General features: G+C 72.9%; 12 protein-coding genes and 1 pseudogene. 5 read left to right on the forward strand and 8 right to left on the reverse strand.

The window, feature by feature from the left end; translation table 11 throughout:
• The first annotated feature begins 24 nt into the window (after positions 1 to 24).
• From EES43_RS11350 to EES43_RS11360, 3 genes are all read left to right on the forward strand, one after another.
• Positions 25 to 459 carry an ATP-binding protein gene (locus tag EES43_RS11350; protein ID WP_124268620.1) on the forward strand — a complete coding sequence of 145 codons (435 nt, stop codon included), beginning with the start codon at positions 25 to 27 and terminating at the stop codon, positions 457 to 459.
• Between the two features lie 313 nt (positions 460 to 772).
• A complete protein-coding gene (locus EES43_RS11355; protein WP_124268621.1) occupies positions 773 to 1,846 on the forward strand; it encodes a hypothetical protein in 1,074 nt (357 codons plus the stop codon).
• A gap of 74 nt (positions 1,847 to 1,920) precedes the next feature.
• Positions 1,921 to 2,412, forward strand: coding sequence for a GNAT family N-acetyltransferase (locus tag EES43_RS11360; protein ID WP_124268622.1), 492 nt, complete (start codon positions 1,921 to 1,923; stop codon positions 2,410 to 2,412).
• 46 nt (positions 2,413 to 2,458) lie between these two features.
• Here EES43_RS11360 and hemC read toward each other — a convergent pair.
• The 6 genes and pseudogenes from hemC to EES43_RS11390 form a co-directional block, all read right to left on the reverse strand.
• A pseudogene (gene hemC, locus EES43_RS11365) lies at positions 2,459 to 3,180 on the reverse strand (hydroxymethylbilane synthase).
• Positions 3,181 to 3,218: 38 nt separating this feature from the next.
• The gene (locus tag EES43_RS11370; protein ID WP_124268623.1) at positions 3,219 to 4,043 is read right to left on the reverse strand and encodes an SDR family NAD(P)-dependent oxidoreductase; all 825 of its coding nucleotides are present in this window, start codon (positions 4,041 to 4,043) and stop codon (positions 3,219 to 3,221) included.
• Positions 4,040 to 5,254: a serine hydrolase domain-containing protein gene (locus tag EES43_RS11375; protein WP_241192378.1), complete on the reverse strand. Its 1,215-nt coding sequence runs from the start codon at positions 5,252 to 5,254 to the stop codon at positions 4,040 to 4,042. The genes EES43_RS11370 and EES43_RS11375 overlap by 4 nt, the downstream gene beginning before the upstream one ends.
• A gap of 115 nt (positions 5,255 to 5,369) precedes the next feature.
• On the reverse strand, positions 5,370 to 6,173 hold the full coding sequence (locus tag EES43_RS11380) for an energy-coupling factor ABC transporter ATP-binding protein (protein ID WP_124268624.1): 804 nt from the start codon (positions 6,171 to 6,173) through the stop codon (positions 5,370 to 5,372).
• Positions 6,161 to 6,922, reverse strand: coding sequence for a cobalt ECF transporter T component CbiQ (gene cbiQ, locus EES43_RS11385; protein WP_124268625.1), 762 nt, complete (start codon positions 6,920 to 6,922; stop codon positions 6,161 to 6,163). The genes EES43_RS11380 and cbiQ overlap by 13 nt, the downstream gene beginning before the upstream one ends.
• A gap of 1 nt (position 6,923) precedes the next feature.
• Positions 6,924 to 8,027, reverse strand: coding sequence for an energy-coupling factor ABC transporter permease (locus EES43_RS11390; protein WP_124268626.1), 1,104 nt, complete (start codon positions 8,025 to 8,027; stop codon positions 6,924 to 6,926).
• 263 nt (positions 8,028 to 8,290) lie between these two features.
• Here EES43_RS11390 and EES43_RS11395 point away from each other — a divergent pair, with 263 nt between their 5' ends.
• Positions 8,291 to 8,686 (forward strand): SsgA family sporulation/cell division regulator, encoded by a 396-nt coding sequence (locus EES43_RS11395; RefSeq protein WP_124268627.1) that lies wholly within the window; start codon positions 8,291 to 8,293, stop codon positions 8,684 to 8,686.
• A gap of 296 nt (positions 8,687 to 8,982) precedes the next feature.
• Here the strand turns inward: EES43_RS11395 and EES43_RS11400 are convergent, their stop codons facing one another.
• Positions 8,983 to 11,214, reverse strand: a complete 2,232-nt coding sequence (locus EES43_RS11400) for an MMPL family transporter (RefSeq protein ID WP_124268628.1) — start codon at positions 11,212 to 11,214, stop codon at positions 8,983 to 8,985.
• Positions 11,215 to 11,382: 168 nt separating this feature from the next.
• A complete protein-coding gene (locus EES43_RS11405; RefSeq protein WP_124268629.1) occupies positions 11,383 to 11,955 on the reverse strand; it encodes a TetR/AcrR family transcriptional regulator in 573 nt (190 codons plus the stop codon).
• Positions 11,956 to 12,122: 167 nt separating this feature from the next.
• Between EES43_RS11405 and EES43_RS11410 the strand changes: the two genes are divergently transcribed.
• Positions 12,123 to 15,602, forward strand: coding sequence for a S41 family peptidase (locus tag EES43_RS11410; protein ID WP_124268630.1), 3,480 nt, complete (start codon positions 12,123 to 12,125; stop codon positions 15,600 to 15,602).
• Positions 15,603 to 15,617 lie beyond the last annotated feature (15 nt).

The raw sequence follows: 15,617 nt of genomic DNA on the forward strand, positions 1-15,617 counted from the left end.
GCAGAGGCGGCCACGCTGAGTGACATGAACCAAGAAATCGTCCGCGCCCAACGTCCAACGACACAGCGGGCTTTCACCGTGCTGCTCACGCCCACCCGACGCGGGGCCCGGCTCGCCCGGCTGCTCACCGTGGCCCATCTCGGCGCATGGGGGCTGCCGTCGGAGTCGGCGGCGCACATCGTCGCGGAGCTGGCCGCGAACGCCGTGGTGCACGGCCGCGTGCGGGGTCGGGACTTCCGCCTCAGCCTGGCCGTCGGCGGAGGGTCGCTGCGGATCGAGGTCACCGACACCCGGGGCGACAGCGTTCCGCCCGGCCCGGGGGCTGTCGAAGTGCCCGAGGACGGCGCGGAGTCCGGGCGCGGTCTGCTCATCGTGGAGGCGCTGGCCGACCGCTGGGGCATCGTCCCCGGGCCCGTCCCGCGCAAGACCGTGTGGGCCGAAATCAGCCTCGGACGGTGACGGCCTCTGCCGGGTCGTGCGCGAGCGCGACCCGGTGGACCCGACCGGATCGCGCCCGACCGCGACGCGGTGGCCCACGACGTCAACTACTCAAAGAACCAGGGGAAACAACCCCACCCGACCCGACCCGGCGTCCACCTGACGCACCCCAGGGGCTCGTCACCCGCATGAGTGAGTTTTGTCGACTCGGCTGGCTTTTGGGCTGGTTGCCAGGCATATGCTCACGCCACACCACCAGACATGCGTCGGCCCCCGGCCGGGACTCCCAATCCCGATCGAGGGCCTGACCACCGAGGAAGAAAAAGGCTTCCCGATGGATACCCAGCAGAATACTGCGCTCGCTCGCGCCTTGGCGGAGGTTCCCGGACCTCTTCCCTCCTCCGGCGTGATCCACATCGCCATCCCGCACACCAGCCGCTTCACCGTCGTCGGCAACGACCTCGCCCAGCACCCCGGTCTCAGCTCCACCGCCGTGGGCCTCGCCGTCCGCATCCAGTCCCTGCCCCGAGGGGCCGAGGTGGGCATCAAGGCGCTGGCCGCCCGCTTCCCCGAAGGCGAGAAGCGCATCGCCGCCGCCCTGCGCGAGCTGGAGGCCCACGGTTACCTGCAACGGGACCGTACGCGGCTGGCGAGCGGCAGGATCGTCACCCGTACGGTGTTCTGCAACCAGCCCGCAGCGCTATTACGGCCTCGCGCGGCGGGCCCGTCAACCGCGTCGGCACCGTCAGTCCGGCCAGTCGCGTCGGTCGCATCGGTTCCAGCGGCTCCGGCGGTTCCGCCACCCGCAGCCGCTCCCGCGCCGACGCCCCAGTCACCAGTGACCGTTGTCCCAACACCTGCCCCAGCCACACCCGTTGCCACGGACACGGCCACGGCCACTGCCGTGCCGGAGCAGCGCACCCCGCAGACGCCCGTAACGCCCGTACCACTCGTCCCGGTCGTACCGCCGCCGACCGCGTCCAGGCCCGCGCCCCGGCCCCTCCCCCAGCCCCGCCAACTCACCCCGGACCTCCAGCGCGCCGCCGCCGCGCTCCTCAGCGACCTGCGCCGCCACGCACCGCAGTTCGTACTGTCCGAGAGCGACGTCAGCCACCTCGTCCCCGGCGTCGCCGCCTGGCTCGAACGCGACGCCCGACCCGACGCCATCCGCCACGCGCTCACCGACGACCCACCGCACCCCCTCAGGCACCCCGCGAAACTCGTCAAACACCGGCTGACCGCCCTCCTGCCACCCCCGCTCCCCCTCGCCCACGACCTCGCAGCGCCCGCCCGCCGCGTCACCGTCACCCCGTTCCAGACCTGCGAGGGCTGCGACCGTGCCTTCCGCTCGACCGCGCCCGGCCACTGCCGCGACTGCCGAACCGCATCGGCGCGGACAGCCGCCTGACCCAGGGCCGGTCGAAAAGGCAGCCAGCCAAAGGCAGATGGTCTCCGAGCCCGTCGCGACTACCATCCGGGCCCATGACCACTACCGCGCGCAGCGACGACGAAGACGCCCACGGGAACGAGAAGGAGAGCGGTTACGAGTACAGGGACAGCGACGGGTACCGGATCGACACCGATCCCGGCCGTCTCGACATCGGCCTGGTGCACCACTGGCTCTCCACCGATGCCTTCTGGGCGCTCGGCCGCACCCGCGACACCGTCGAGCGGGCCGTACAGGGGTCGCTCAACTTCGGCGTGTACGAGCCCGACGGGGCGCAGGTCGCGTACGCCCGCGTCGTCACGGACCGGGCGACCTTCGCCTGGCTCTGCGATGTCTACGTGGCTCCCGCCCACCGTGGCCGGGGCCTCGGCGTACGGCTGGCGACCGCCGTACGCGACCACCTCGGCCCGTACGGACTCAAGCGGGTCCCCCTCGCCACGCTCGACGCCCACGAGCTGTACGCCAGGGTCGGTTTCGTCCCCGTATCCGATCCCGAGATGCTGATGGTCCTGGGCCCGACACCGTAGACGCCCATGGCCCGCGCACCGCGCGGCCCGCCTGCCGAGCGGACCGTCAGTGGGCGATGCCGTCGATCAGCTCCCTGGCCCCCTGGCGCAGCAGGCTGACGGCGACCGACGTGCCCAGGGTGGCCGGGTCGAGCGCTCCGGCCCATTCGTGGGCGTTGAGGACGACCTTGCCGTCGGGGGTGAAGACCTTGGCCCGGAGCGACAGGTCGCCGTTCCGTTCCGCTTGGGCGTAACCGGCGATGGGACTGTCGCAGTGCCCCTGAAGGACATGTCGGCCTCGCCTGCGGGCAGTTTCTCCAGACGCCTGTCGGCGTTGCCGCGCATCGGTACGCAGACGAGGTGCGGGTGCGATGCGGCGAGCTGGGCGGTGCGGCGGACGGACGACGTGCCGATACGCGTCCCTGCGGGAAGCTCGTCGAGGTGGAGGTTGCCGGGGTGGATGAGCACGTCACGGATGTCGTCGCGTTCGAGGAAGGCGGCGAACGCCGTGCCGGCGGGGAGCGGCCTGTCCGCCGGAATGTCCTTCACGCAGTGCACCGCGAGGTCCGCTTCCCCGGCCAGGAGGGCGGCGTCCACCTCCTTGGTGAACGCGCCCTTGCCCTCCACCGCGCTGAGGTCGCCCATCCACTTGTCGCCCGTCGTCCTGACCGGGACGACTTCGGTCCGGGTGCCGGGGTGGAGTGCGGCCAGCTCGGCGCGGACGCGTTCCACCTGGGCGAGTGCCATGGGCGAGTCGCGGGACACGATACGGATCAGGTCAGCGGGCATGCCGTTCACGATAGGCCGTCAGGTATGAGTTCCGACGCTCATCCCCGCCCCTCCATCGCCCGCCGGAAGCCGGTGTTCACCGCGAGGATTCCGCCGTCCACCCGCAGCGTCGTCCCGGTGATCCAGGCGGCGTCCGATGAGGCCAGGAACGCCACGGCGGCGGCGATGTCCTCCGGTGTGCCGACGCGGCCGAGCGGGTAGAGCGCCGCGAGCCGTTCCAGTTCGGCGTCGCGGCCCGACCAGGCGTCGGTGCGGACGGTGCCGGGGGCGACCAGGTTGACGCGTACGCCGCGCGGTCCGGCGTGGCCGGCCAGGGTGCGGGTCAGGCTGGCCAGGCCCGCCTTCGCGGCGCTGTAGGCGTGGCCGCCGAAGTCCTGTTCGCCGTTGACCGAGCCGATGGTGACGATCGCGCCCCGGCCGGAGGCCGCCAGGTGCGGCAGGGCGGCGCGGGCGCAGCGGAACGGGCCGGAGAGGGTGATGTCGAGGTCGCGCTGCCAGACGTCGTCCGTCTCGTCCTCGAAGAGCGGGGCGTCCTGCCCCGCCGCGTAGGCGTTGTTGACGAGTACGTCGAGTCCGCCGAAGACGGCGACCGCGTGGACGACGGCGGCCTCCACCGCCGCCCGGTCGGCCACGTCGCAGGCCAGGGATTCGGCGGCGCCGCCCGCCTCGCGTATCGCCGCCGCCGTGTCCTGTGCGCGTTCCGCGTCCAGGTCGGTGACGAGGACCGACGCCCCTTCCGCCGCCAGGCGGTGGGCCGTCGCCGCGCCGATGCCCTGTCCGGCGGCGGTGATCAGGACGCTGTGGCCGTCGAAGCGCGCAGGCGTCGCGGGCGGGGCAGGCGTCGTGGGTGTCGCGGGTGTCATAGCGCCGACCGTACTGCCCTGACCAGGGCCTGGGCACGGGGGTCGGCGGTCACTCCCTTCTGGAGGCCGTTGGTCACGTAGCCGAGGGCGATGCCCGACTCGGGGTCCGCGAAGCCGAGGGAGCCGCCGCGGCCGGGGTGGCCGAAGGAGCCCGGACCGAGCAGCGGGGCCGCCGGGCCGTGCAGCATGTAGCCCAGGCCGAAACGGGTGTTGACGACCAGCACCCGGTCCGGCCCGGCGGACTCCTCGGTGCGGGCCAGGGTCAGGGTGGCGGGCGCGAAGAGGCGGCGGTGGCCGTCGACCGGGCCGATCATCGCGGCGTAGCAGCGGGCCAGCCCGCGGGCGGTGGCGATGCCGTTGGAGGCCGGGAGTTCGGCGGTGCGGTAGGCGTCGTCGTTCTCGTCGGGGAACGGGTCGATCGCGCCGAAGGCGCGCCGGGTGAGGGATTCCGGGTCTCGGTAGGCGTCGACGACGGAGCGTTTGGGGCGTACGCGCAGGGTGCCGGAAGCGCCCTCCGCCGCCGGGGCCTCCACCGGGCCGACGCGGCCGACGCGGTGGGCCTCGTCGGCGGGCAGCCCGAACCAGAAGTCGAGGCCGAGCGGGCGGGCGATCTCCTCGGCGATCCAGCGGCCGATGGTGCGTCCGGTGGCGCGGCGGACCAGTTCGCCGACGAGCCAGCTGTAGGTCTGGGCGTGGTAGCCGTGGTCGGTCCCCGGCTCCCACGCGGGGCGCTGGGCGGCGACGGCGGCCGGTCCGGAGGTGCCGTCGGCGGCCTCGGCGGGGGTCAGGGGGCGGTCCAGGGCGGGGACTCCGGCCCGGTGGGCGAGGAGGTCGCGGACCAGGACGCGTTCCTTGCCGTTCGCCTTGAACTCCGGCCAGTAGGTGGAGACCGGGGCGTCCAGGTCGACCTGCCCGCGCTGGTGCAGCAGCAGCGGAACCGCGGCGGCGACGCCCTTGCCGGCCGAGCGGACGATCTGGACGGTGTCGACGGCCCAGGGCTCGGTCCCGTCCACGTCTCTCGTACCGGCCCAGAGGTCGACGACCTTGCGCCCGTCGCGGTAGACGGCGACGGCCGCGCCGCGCTCGCCCCGCTGTTCGAAGTTGCGGACGAAGGCGTCCGCGACCGGTTCGAATCCGGGCGCCACCGTGCCCCGTACGTCCACGCCTGCTCCCGTGCCTGCTTCCGCGCTCGCTCCCGCGCTCCCGCTCATCCCCCCATGGTGCACGTCCGGGCGGGTCGCGCGGGTGCCGGGTCATGCCCTGTTCACACCGGCACGCCGCGTTCCGCCTCCCGCCGCGCGTCCGGTTCACAGCGTCGCGGCCCGTTCACCGCGCGGGAGCCGTGACCGATCGCGGGTCGAAGCCGAACGGGAGTTCCAGCCGGTGCGCGCCCATCAACTCCTCGTCGCACAGGAGTTCCTGGGTACGACCGTCGGCGGCGATGACGCCCTCGCTGAGGATCACCGCGCGCGGGCACAGCTCCAGGGCGTACGGGAGGTCGTGCGTGACCATGAGGACGGTGACGTCCAAGGAGCGCAGGATGTCGGCGAGTTCGCGGCGGGAGGCCGGGTCCAGGTTCGACGAGGGCTCGTCCAGGACCAGGATCTCCGGCTCCATCGCGAGGACGGTGGCCACGGCGACGCGGCGGCGCTGGCCGAAGGAGAGGTGGTGCGGCGGGCGGGCCGCGTACTCCCGCATGCCGACCTGTCCCAGGGCGCGCTGGACGCGGTCCTCCAGTTCGGGGCCGCGCAGTCCGGCGCAGGACGGTCCGAAGGCGACGTCCTCGCGGACGGTCGGCATGAAGAGCTGGTCGTCCGGGTCCTGGAAGACGATGCCGACGCGGCGGCGGATCTCGGCCAGGTTGCGCGCGGCGACCGGGAGTCCGGCGACGCGGACCGTGCCGGAGCCCGCGTCGAGGATGCCGTTGAGGTGGAGGACCAGGGTGGTCTTGCCCGCGCCGTTGGGGCCGAGGACGGCGACGCGTTCGCCGCGCCCGACCGTGAGGTCGACGCCGAACAGGGCCTGGTGGCCGTCGGGGTAGGCGTAGGCGAGGCCGCTGACGTCGAGCGACGGGGCGGCGTCCGGGACGGTGTCCGGGGCGGTGGTGGAGGAGAGGGTCACAGGGTCCATCCCAGCAGGCAGACGGCGAGGGCGAGGGCGGGGAGGGCCGCGGCGGCGGCCCACTGGGTGCGGGTGGCGCTCGCCTCGTCGACGACCGGCATGCTGCCGGTGTAGCCGCGGCTGACCATGGCGAGGTGGACGCGTTCGCCGCGTTCGTAGGAGCGGATGAACAGCGCGCCGGCCGAGGTGGCCAGGACGCGCCAGTGGCGTACGCCGCGCGCCTCGAAGCCCCGGGAGCGGCGGGCGATCGACATCCGCCGCATCTCGTCGGCGATCACGTCCCCATAGCGGATCATGAAGGACGCGATCTGGACGAGCAGCGGGGGCAGCCTCAGCCGCTGGAGGCCGAGGAGGACGGAGCGCAGTTCGGTGGTGGAGGCCAGGATCACCGAGGCGGCGACGCCGAGGGTGGCCTTGGCCAGGACGTTCCAGGCGCCCCAGAGGCCGGGAACGCTGACGGAGAGGCCCAGCACCTCGGTCTGCTCGCCCGGCACCACGAAGGGCATGAGCAGCGCGAACGCGACGAACGGCACCTCGATGACGAGCCGCCCCAGCAGGAACCGGGCCGGGATGCGGGCCAGACCCGCGACGGCGGCGAGGAGCAGCGCGTAGAGGGCGAAGGCCCACATCGCCTCGCGCGGGGTGGAGACGACCACGAGGACGAAGCAGAAGACGGCGGCGAGCTTGCAGTGCGGGGGCAGCCGGTGGACCGGCGAGTGTCCGTGCCGGTAGAGCTTGTGGGCGTGGCCCGCACCCATGTCAGGCGTTCTCGTGGTCGCGCGGGCCGGTTCGCGGTCCGCCCGTGCCGGGATCGCCGGTGCGGCGGCGGCGCACGGTCCAGAAGATCCCGGTGCCGACGACGACGGTGGCGCTGACGCCGATCACTCCGGCGAGGCCGCCGGAGATCCGGGCGTTCGCGATGTCGGCGACCCCGTAGTCGGCGAGCGGGGAGCCGGCCGCGCCGTGTTCCTCGGTCTTCTCGTCGATGCCCTGGTCGGCGGCGACCTTCTCCAGGCCGTCGGGGTTCGCGGAGGCGTAGAAGGAGACGAAGCCGGCGAGGACGAGGGCGGCCACGAGGCCGGTGGCCCAGACGCCGCGGGCGGAGCGGACGGGCTCGGGGCCGGGGCCGGAGTCGGGGCCGGGCACGGGGCCGGGGTCGCGGGTGGCGGCCGGGGCGTCGACCAGTTCGCCGTCGACCCGGAGCTTGAGCGGGGCGGTGCGTCCCCGGACGCCGTGGACGAGGTCGGGGCGGACCGCGAGGACCGCGCCCACGGTCAGCGCGGTGATGACGCCCTCGCCGATACCGATCAGGACGTGGACGCCGACCATGGCCGTGAGGACCTTGCCGATCGGGATGTCGGTGGTGCCGCCGATGCCGTAGAGGAGGGTGAACGCGGCGGCGGCAGCCGGTACGGAGACCAGGGCGGCGACGAAGGCGGAGGCGGTGGCCGCGCCCCGGGTGCGCGGGAGCACACGGCTGAGCAGCCGGAACAGCCCGTACGCGACGACGACGGTGACCACGCCCATGACGGTGATGTTGACGCCGAGGGCGGTGAGGCCGCCGTCGGCGAAGAAGACGCCCTGCATCAGGAGGACCACCGCGATGCAGAGCACTCCGGTGTACGGCCCGACCAGGATCGCGGCGAGCGCCCCTCCCAGGAGGTGGCCGCTGGTGCCCGCGGCCACCGGGAAGTTCAGCATCTGGACCGCGAAGATGAAGGCGGCGACCAGACCGGCGAGCGGGGCGATGCGTTCGTCGAGTTCACGCCGGGCGCCGCGGAGGCTGACGGCGACGGCTCCGGCGGCGACCACCCCGGCGGCCACCGAGACAGGTGCGTCGATGAATCCATCGGGTACATGCATGGGAGGCTCCGCTCCTGCGGTTCCGCGCGGGTTCCGCGCCCGCGCGGACTCGGTCCAGGGGGCGAGGTCATGAACCCGTCAATACTGTGCCCTCTTGCGAACAGAGCGCAAGAGCAGGAAGTTCGCACCTGCTCGGCATCGATGGACGCCTTCCCGGGCGCCGATCCGCAGGTGGCCGACCTGCCTGCGTTCGCCCGTCCCGCTGCAGACATGGAATATGAGAGATATGAGGGCAAAGTCTTACATATCTGAGGAGCCGGCTCATGTCCCCTGTGATTGAAGAACATGCCCGCGCCCGGCTCATCACGGACGGCCCTCTGACCCGCCCGGTCCCCGTCGAGCTGCGGTACGACGCGGCCGACGACCCGCGCACGGTGCACATCAGGCTGCCCGGCGGAGCGGACTGGGCGATGGGCCGCGATCTGCTGGAGCGCGGTCTGCGCACCCCGATCGAGCGCGGCGCGGTATCGGTCTGGCCGTGCGGCCGGGCGCAGCTGATCGTGGAGCTGCATTCGGCGGACGGCGTCGAGGTGTTCCAGTTCGACATCGCCACGCTCATCCGCTTCCTGGCCCGCACGCGGGGCCAGGCCCCGGACTCCGCCGAACCGCTCGGAAAGGCGCGGCCGGCCACGGGCGCGCCGTCCGCCTCGCGCGGCTGAGGACGGCAGAGGACGGTGGCTGGGCACGGCAGACCGGCCCCGCCCCAGCACCCCGCCGCATACGCATCCGGATACGCCGGAAGCCCCCGTGCTCACCGCACGGGGGCTGCCTGCGCCTCGGCCTCCCCGTCCCCACAGGTCGGCCGGCGCTTTCCGGGGCCGCGATCCACTCAGCCGCGGCCCCGGGGACCGTAAGAGAGCGGTCGGACCGTAAGAGGGCCGGACCGTGGGAAGGCCGGACCGTGGGAAGGCCGGACCGTAAGAAGGGTGGTCCGACACCGCCCCGGCCCGAAGGGTCAGACGCGGGCCAGCTCCCGCTGCCCGTCGCCGCCCTCGCCCGGCCCCTGCTCCGCGCGCGGTTCGTCGGTCAGCCGCTTCCGCAGCTTCTCGCCCTCCACGTCCACATCGGGCAGCGCCCGGTCCAGCCAGCGCGGCAGCCACCAGGCCCGCTTGCCGAGCAGGGCCAGCACGGCGGGCACGATGGCCATCCGCACCACGAAGGCGTCGAAGAGGACGGCGACGGCCAGCGAGAAGCCGATCATCTTGACCATCTGCTCGGCGGAGCCGATGAAGCCGGCGAAGACCGCCATCATGATCACCGCAGCCGCCGTGACCACCCGGGCGCCGTGCTTGAAGCCCGTCACGATGGCCTGACCCGGGCTCTCGCCGTGGACGTACGCCTCGCGCATCCGGGTGACGAGGAAGACCTCGTAGTCCATCGCGAGTCCGAAGACCACACCGACCATGAAGATCGGCATCAGGCTCATGATCGGACCGGTCTGCTCGACTCCGAAGAGCGAGCCGAGCCAGCCCCACTGGAAGACCGCGACGACCGCGCCGAGGGCCGCGACCACCGAGAGCAGGAAGCCCAGGGCCGCCTTCAGCGGGACGAGGATCGAGCGGAAGACCAGCATCAGCAGCAGGAACGCCAGGCCGACGACGAGCGCCAGGTAGGGCAGCAGCGCGTCGTTCATCTTCTGCGAGAAGTCGATGTTCATCGCGGTGGCGCCGGTGACCAGCACCTCGGCCCCGGTGTCGGATGTGATGTCCGCACCCGAGTCGCGGATGGAGTGGACGACGTTCTCCGTCTCGACGGAGCTGGGCCGGTCCTTGGGGATGACCGTGATCGTGGCGGTGTCGCCGGCCTTGTTGAAGGCGGCCGGGGTGACCGCGCTGACGCCGATGGACTCGATCTCCTCGGAGACCCGCGCGGCGGCGGCCTTGCCGTCGGAGCTGTTCGCCGTGTCGACGACGACCAGCAGCGGCCCGTTGAACCCGGGGCCGAAGCCGTCCGAGAGCATGTCGTACGCCTGACGCTGCGTGGTCGACTTCGGCTGCGCGCCGTCGTCGGGCAGGCCCATCTCCAGCGAGGCGGCCGGTACGGCGATGACGCCGAGGCCGAGGACTCCGGCCAGCATGACCCAGACCGGCTTGCGCAGCACGAACCGCGCCCAGCGGGTGCCCATGTTCGGCTTGGCGTCGGGGCTGTTCTCCGCCTCGGCGGCCTTGCGCGCCTTGCGGCCCATGACCCGCTTGCCCGCGAAGCCGAGGGCGGCCGGGACGAGGGTGAGCGCGATGAGCACGGCGATGGCGACGGTCCCGGCGGCGGCCAGGCCCATCTTCGTCAGCATCGGGATGTTGACGACGGAGAGGCCGACCAGGGCGATGATCACGGTCAGGCCGGCGAAGACCACCGCGGATCCGGCGGTGCCGACGGCCCGCCCGGCGGCCTCCTCGCCCTCCCGGCCCTCGGCCAGTTCGGCGCGGTAGCGGGAGACGATGAAGAGGGCGTAGTCGATGCCGACCGCCAGTCCGATCATCGTGGCGAGGGTCGCGGTGGTGGAGCCCAGGTCCAGCACGTTGGCCAGCGCGGTGATCGTCGCGACCCCGATCGCGACCCCGACGATCGCGGTCAGCAGCGAGAGTCCGGCGGCCACCAGCGAACCGAAGGTGATGAACAGGACGACGGCGGCGATGGCCACGCCGATGACTTCGGCGGTCCCGGTCTGCGGCATGACCTGGAGGGCGTCACCGCCGACCTCCACCTTCATTCCGCTGTTCTGCGCGTCCTCGGCCGCGTCCTTCAGGGCGTCCGTGGTCTTCTTGGTCAGCTCCATGGAGCTGACCTCGTAGGAGACCGAGATGTACGCCGTCGAGCCGTTCTGGCTCACGGCCCGCGTCTGGAACGGGTCGGCGACCGAGGCTATCTGGTCCGATCCGGACCGCAGTTCCTTGACGATTCCGGTGATCTCGCCCTTGTTGGCGGGCGCGGTCACCTTCTCGCCCTCGGGCGCCTTGAAGACGACACGTGCGGTCGCGCCGTCGGCACTGATGCCGGGGTTGCGCTGTTCCAGCAGGTCGAAGGCGCGTTGCGCCTCCGTACCGGGAATCGAGAAGGAACTGGAGGTGGCGGTGGACGCGGTGGCCATACCGACTCCGGCGACCGCCAGCAGCGCCACCCAGATCAGGGCGACGAAGCGGCGGCGACGGAAGGCGAGCCGTCCGAGTTTGTAGAGGAATGTGGCCACGGGGGCGTACTCCCGGTCAGGTCGTGTGCGTGGAAGAGGGCGTGAGGTGCCGGCCCGACGACGAGAGCGGCGTGTCAGGTGGAGCGGCGGGGAGAGGGCGGTACGTGTGGTGGGGCGGGGGCGGTACGGGGGCGTCAGGGAAGGGCGTGCCCTTCCGCGACGGGTACGTCAGGCGCCGAGGGCGGGGAGAACCACGGAGTCCACGTAGTCGATGAGGAACGCCTGGTCGACAGGACGGTTCTCGATCAGCTGCCGGGTGGCCAGCGCGCCGACCACCAGGTGCGGGATGTACTTCAGCGCCGGATTGTCCGGCGCCACCTCGCCCCGGGCCACGGCCCGGCGCAGCAGCTCGTCGAGACCGGTCATCTCCGGCTCGATCAGCAGCTCGCGCAGCGCCTGGTGCAGTTCGGGGCTCTCGTGGACGGCATGGCTCAGACCCCGCAGCAGTGCGGCGTCCTTCTCCATCTGGCAGTCGTCGGTCCGGGTCAGCACGGCGTGGATGTCGCCGCGCAGCGACCCGGTGTCGATCTCGGTCAGGCTCACCGGCTTGTTGTGCCGCAGCGCCTTCACGACCAGCTCGGGCTTGCTGCCCCACTGGCGGTACAGGGTGGCCTTGCTCGACCGGGTACGGGCGGCGACGGCGTCCATCGTCAGGGCGTCGTAGCCGACCTCGCGGAGCAGGTCCAGGACGGCGCCGTACATCTCGCCCTCGCGCTCAGGGGTGAGCCTGGTGCGTGCCATCAGCCGGCCTCCTCGGATCCGTCCGCGCTCCCGGAGCTCCGTCCGGATTCGAACGAAACTGTTTCGTACACCAGACCGTACCTCCGGCGCCAAGCGAAACGGAACCGTTTCGCTTGTGTGCTGCACCACAAGTTGCCCGGGACCCCCCGCGCGGAAAGCATGGAGGCGTGAGTGACGACGTCGCGTATCTCCGGTTCCCGCACCTCCATCAGGACTTGCTCTGCTTCGTGGCCGAGGACGACCTGTGGGTCTCGCCCCTCGTCCCGGCCGGGCACCGCCCCGGACGCGCCTGGCGGGTGACGGTCGACCGGACCCGGGTCGGCCCGCCGCGCTTCTCGCCCGACGGCGGCTCCATCGCGTACACGACCTGGCGCTCCCTGGACCCCGAGATCCACCTCGCCCCCGTCGAGGGCGGCCCGGCCCGCCGGCTCACCTACTGGGGCTCGACCGACGCCCGGGTCTGCGGCTGGAGCCCCGATCCGGACGACTCGGCGCAGATCCTCGCCGTCTCCTCGCACAACCAGCCGTTCTCGTACTTCTCCTGGGCCTACAGCGTGCCCACCGACGGCGGTCCGGGCGGCAGGCTGCCGTGGGGCCCGGTCTCCGACATCGCGGTCGCGGACATCGACGGCGAGCGCCGCACCCTGCTGCTGACCGGCACGCCCCCGCACGAACCGGCCGCCTGGAAGCGCTACCGGGGCGGCGCGACGGGACGCCTGTGGCTGCACGGCGAGCGCCTGCTGCCGGACATCGGCGGCCACCTGGCCTCGCCGATGTTCGTCGGCCGCCGTATCGCGTTCCTCTCCGACCACGAAGGCGTCGGCAACCTCTACTCGTGCCTGATGGACGGTACCGACCTGCGCCGCCACACCGACCACGACGCCTTCTACGCCCGGCACGCCTCCAGCGACGGACACCGCGTGGTGTACCAGTGCGGCGGCGAGCTCTGGCTGGCGGAGGACCTGGAGTCGCCGGGCGCCGTCCCGCGCCTGCTGGAGGTGCGGCTCGGCGGGCAGCGCACCGGCCGCCGCGTCCACCAGGTGCCCGCCGCCACCAACGTCGACTCGCTCTCGGTCGACGAGACGGGCAGGGCCAGCGCCGTCACCGTGCGCGGCAGCCTCTACTGGCTCACCCACCGCGACGGCCCCGCCCGCACCATCGCGGACACCCCCGGCGTCCGGGTGCGGCAGCCGGAGATGCTGGGCAGCGGCGGCCGGGTCGCCTACGTCACCGACGCGGACGGCGAGGACGCCGTCGAGATCGCGTACCTGCCCCGGGCCAGCGGCGACCGCGCGCCGCGCCGACTGGCCTCCGGGCAGCTGGGCCGGGTGCACGAGATGATCTCCGACCCCGAGGGCGAACGCCTCGCCATCGCCTCCCACGACGGCCGCCTGCTCCTGCTGGACACGGCCGAACCGGCCTCAGCGGAGGCAGCGGAGGCAGCGGAGGCAGCGGACGGGGCTACCGCAACGGCGGCGGAGGCAGAGGCGGCGGACGAGCCGGGCACGGCGGACGCGGAGTCCACCCGTGACTCCCCGCGCGGCTCCACCCGTGACTCCCCGCGCGGCTCCACCCGCGCCGACCTGTACGCCGCGACCGGCGCGGCCGTGCCCGGCGGCGACCGGCCCGAGGCCACCGAGCTGATCCGGTCGGTCAACGGCCCCGTCCGCGACCTGGCGTTCTCCCCCGACGGAGACTGGCTGACCTGGTCGCACCCCGGCGTCGGCCGATCGCTGCGGCAGATCAAACTGGCCCGGATCTCCGGCCCCGGCGCGCCGGTGATCGTCGACGTCACCAACGGCCGCTTCGAGGACGAGAACCCGGTCTTCACCGAGGACGGCCGCTACCTCGCGTTCCTGTCCTGGCGCGGCTTCGACCCGGTCTACGACGTCCACACCGGCGACCTCTCCTTCCCGCTGGGCTGCCGCCCCTACCTGGTGCCGCTCTCCTCGGCCACCCCGTCGCCCTTCGCGCTGTCACCCGACGGACGTCCGGCGGCGGGCGGCCTGGATCCGGTGGACGTGCCCGGGGCGGGTGCGGCCGAAGGGTCCACGGTCATGGTCGAGTTCGAGGGGCTGGAGAGCCGGGTCACACCGTTCCCGGTCCCCGCCTCGAAGTACTCCGCGCTGCGCCCGGTCAGCGGCGGCGGCCTGGTCTGGCTGCGCTGGCCGATCTCCGGAGCGCTGGGCGAGACGTTCGCCAACCCGGCCGACACGTCGGGCCGCCCCACCCTGGAGCACTTCAACATCGCCAAGGCCCGCCGTACCGAACTCGTCGACCACCTCGACTGGTTCGCGGTCAGCGGGGACGCGACCCGCCTGGTGGTGATGGACGACGGCGAACTGCGCGCCGTACCGGCGACGGAGAGCGGCGACAGCGACTCCACCGTCTACCTGGACCTGCGCCGCATCCTGCACGACGTGGACCCGGCGGCGGAGTGGCGGCAGGCGTACGGCGAGGCGGGCCGGATCATCCGCTCCTACTTCTGGGAGCCGGACATGTGCGGCATCGACTGGGACGGGGTGCTGGACCAGTACCGCCCGCTGCTCGAACGGGTCTCCTCCCCCGACGAGTTCGCCGATCTGCTGCGCGAGGTGCTGGGCGAGCTGGGCACCTCGCACGCGTACGTCTCCCCCGCCCGCCGCAACGAGGGCCCGCCGCACTACCAGCGGGCGATCGGGCTGCTCGGCGCCAACCTGGTCTGCCGGGACGGCGCGTGGACGCTCCGGCGCATCCTGCCCGGCGACTCCTCCGACTCCAAGGCACGCTCGCCGCTGGCCGGTACCGGGATCAGGGAGGGCGCGGTGCTCACCCACGTGGACGGGCGGCCCGTGGATCCGGTGGCCGGACCGTATCCGCTGCTGACGGCGGCGGGCGGCACCACGGTGGAGCTGACCTTCGCCCCGGAGGGCGGCGGGCCCTCGCGGCGGGTGGCGATCATGCCGCTGATCGACGAACGCCCGCTGCGCTACCAGGACTGGGTCGCCAAACGCCGGGACGTCGTACGGGAGTTGAGCGGCGGCAAGTGCGGCTACCTGCACATCCCGGACCTGGGCGGCTCGGGCTGGGCCCAGTTCAACCGGGACCTGCGGCTGGAGGTGGCGCGGCCCGCGCTGATCGTGGACGTGCGCGGCAACGCGGGCGGCCACATCAGCGAGCTGGTGGTGGAGAAGCTGACGCGGAAGATCCTCGGCTGGGACCTCACCCGCAACGCGCAGGCGGTCAGTTACGCGTCCAACGCGCCGCGCGGCCCGGTGGTCGCCCTGGCCGACGAGGCGACCTCCTCCGACGGGGACATGATCACCGCGGCGTTCCGGCTGCTGGGGCTGGGCCCGGTGGTGGGCCGGCGCACCTGGGGCGGCGTGGTCGGCATGACCGGGCGGCACCGGCTGGGCGACGGCACGGTGATCACGGTGCCGATGAACGCGGCCTGGTTCGACGCGTACGGCTGGTCGGTGGAGAACCACGGCGTGGAACCGGACGTGGAGGCCCTGCGCACCCCGCTGGACTGGGCGGAGGGGCGGTACGCGGTCCTGGACGACGCGGTGCGGGTGGCACTGGACCTGCTGGCGCAAGCCCCCGCGTCGACTCCGCCGGGCTACGAGACCGCCCCGGACCTGAGCCGCCCGCCGCTACCGCCGCGCTGACCCGGGGCGGAGGCC

The sequence above is a fragment of the Streptomyces sp. ADI96-02 genome (assembly GCF_003846185.1).
In the GTDB taxonomy this organism is placed as follows: domain Bacteria; phylum Actinomycetota; class Actinomycetes; order Streptomycetales; family Streptomycetaceae; genus Streptomyces.

Coding starts and splice junctions, on each gene's coding strand:
- EES43_RS11375 (WP_241192378.1), bottom strand. CDS start 5,254: ATGAGCGGGAGCGCGGGAGCGAGCGCGGAAGCAGGCACGGGAGCAGGC.
- EES43_RS11350 (WP_124268620.1), top strand. CDS start 25: ATGAACCAAGAAATCGTCCGCGCCCAACGTCCAACGACACAGCGGGCT.
- EES43_RS11395 (WP_124268627.1), top strand. CDS start 8,291: ATGTCCCCTGTGATTGAAGAACATGCCCGCGCCCGGCTCATCACGGAC.
- EES43_RS11380 (WP_124268624.1), bottom strand. CDS start 6,173: ATGGACCCTGTGACCCTCTCCTCCACCACCGCCCCGGACACCGTCCCG.
- EES43_RS11355 (WP_124268621.1), top strand. CDS start 773: ATGGATACCCAGCAGAATACTGCGCTCGCTCGCGCCTTGGCGGAGGTT.
- EES43_RS11370 (WP_124268623.1), bottom strand. CDS start 4,043: ATGACACCCGCGACACCCACGACGCCTGCCCCGCCCGCGACGCCTGCG.
- cbiQ (WP_124268625.1), bottom strand. CDS start 6,922: ATGGGTGCGGGCCACGCCCACAAGCTCTACCGGCACGGACACTCGCCG.
- EES43_RS11360 (WP_124268622.1), top strand. CDS start 1,921: ATGACCACTACCGCGCGCAGCGACGACGAAGACGCCCACGGGAACGAG.
- EES43_RS11405 (WP_124268629.1), bottom strand. CDS start 11,955: ATGGCACGCACCAGGCTCACCCCTGAGCGCGAGGGCGAGATGTACGGC.
- EES43_RS11390 (WP_124268626.1), bottom strand. CDS start 8,027: ATGCATGTACCCGATGGATTCATCGACGCACCTGTCTCGGTGGCCGCC.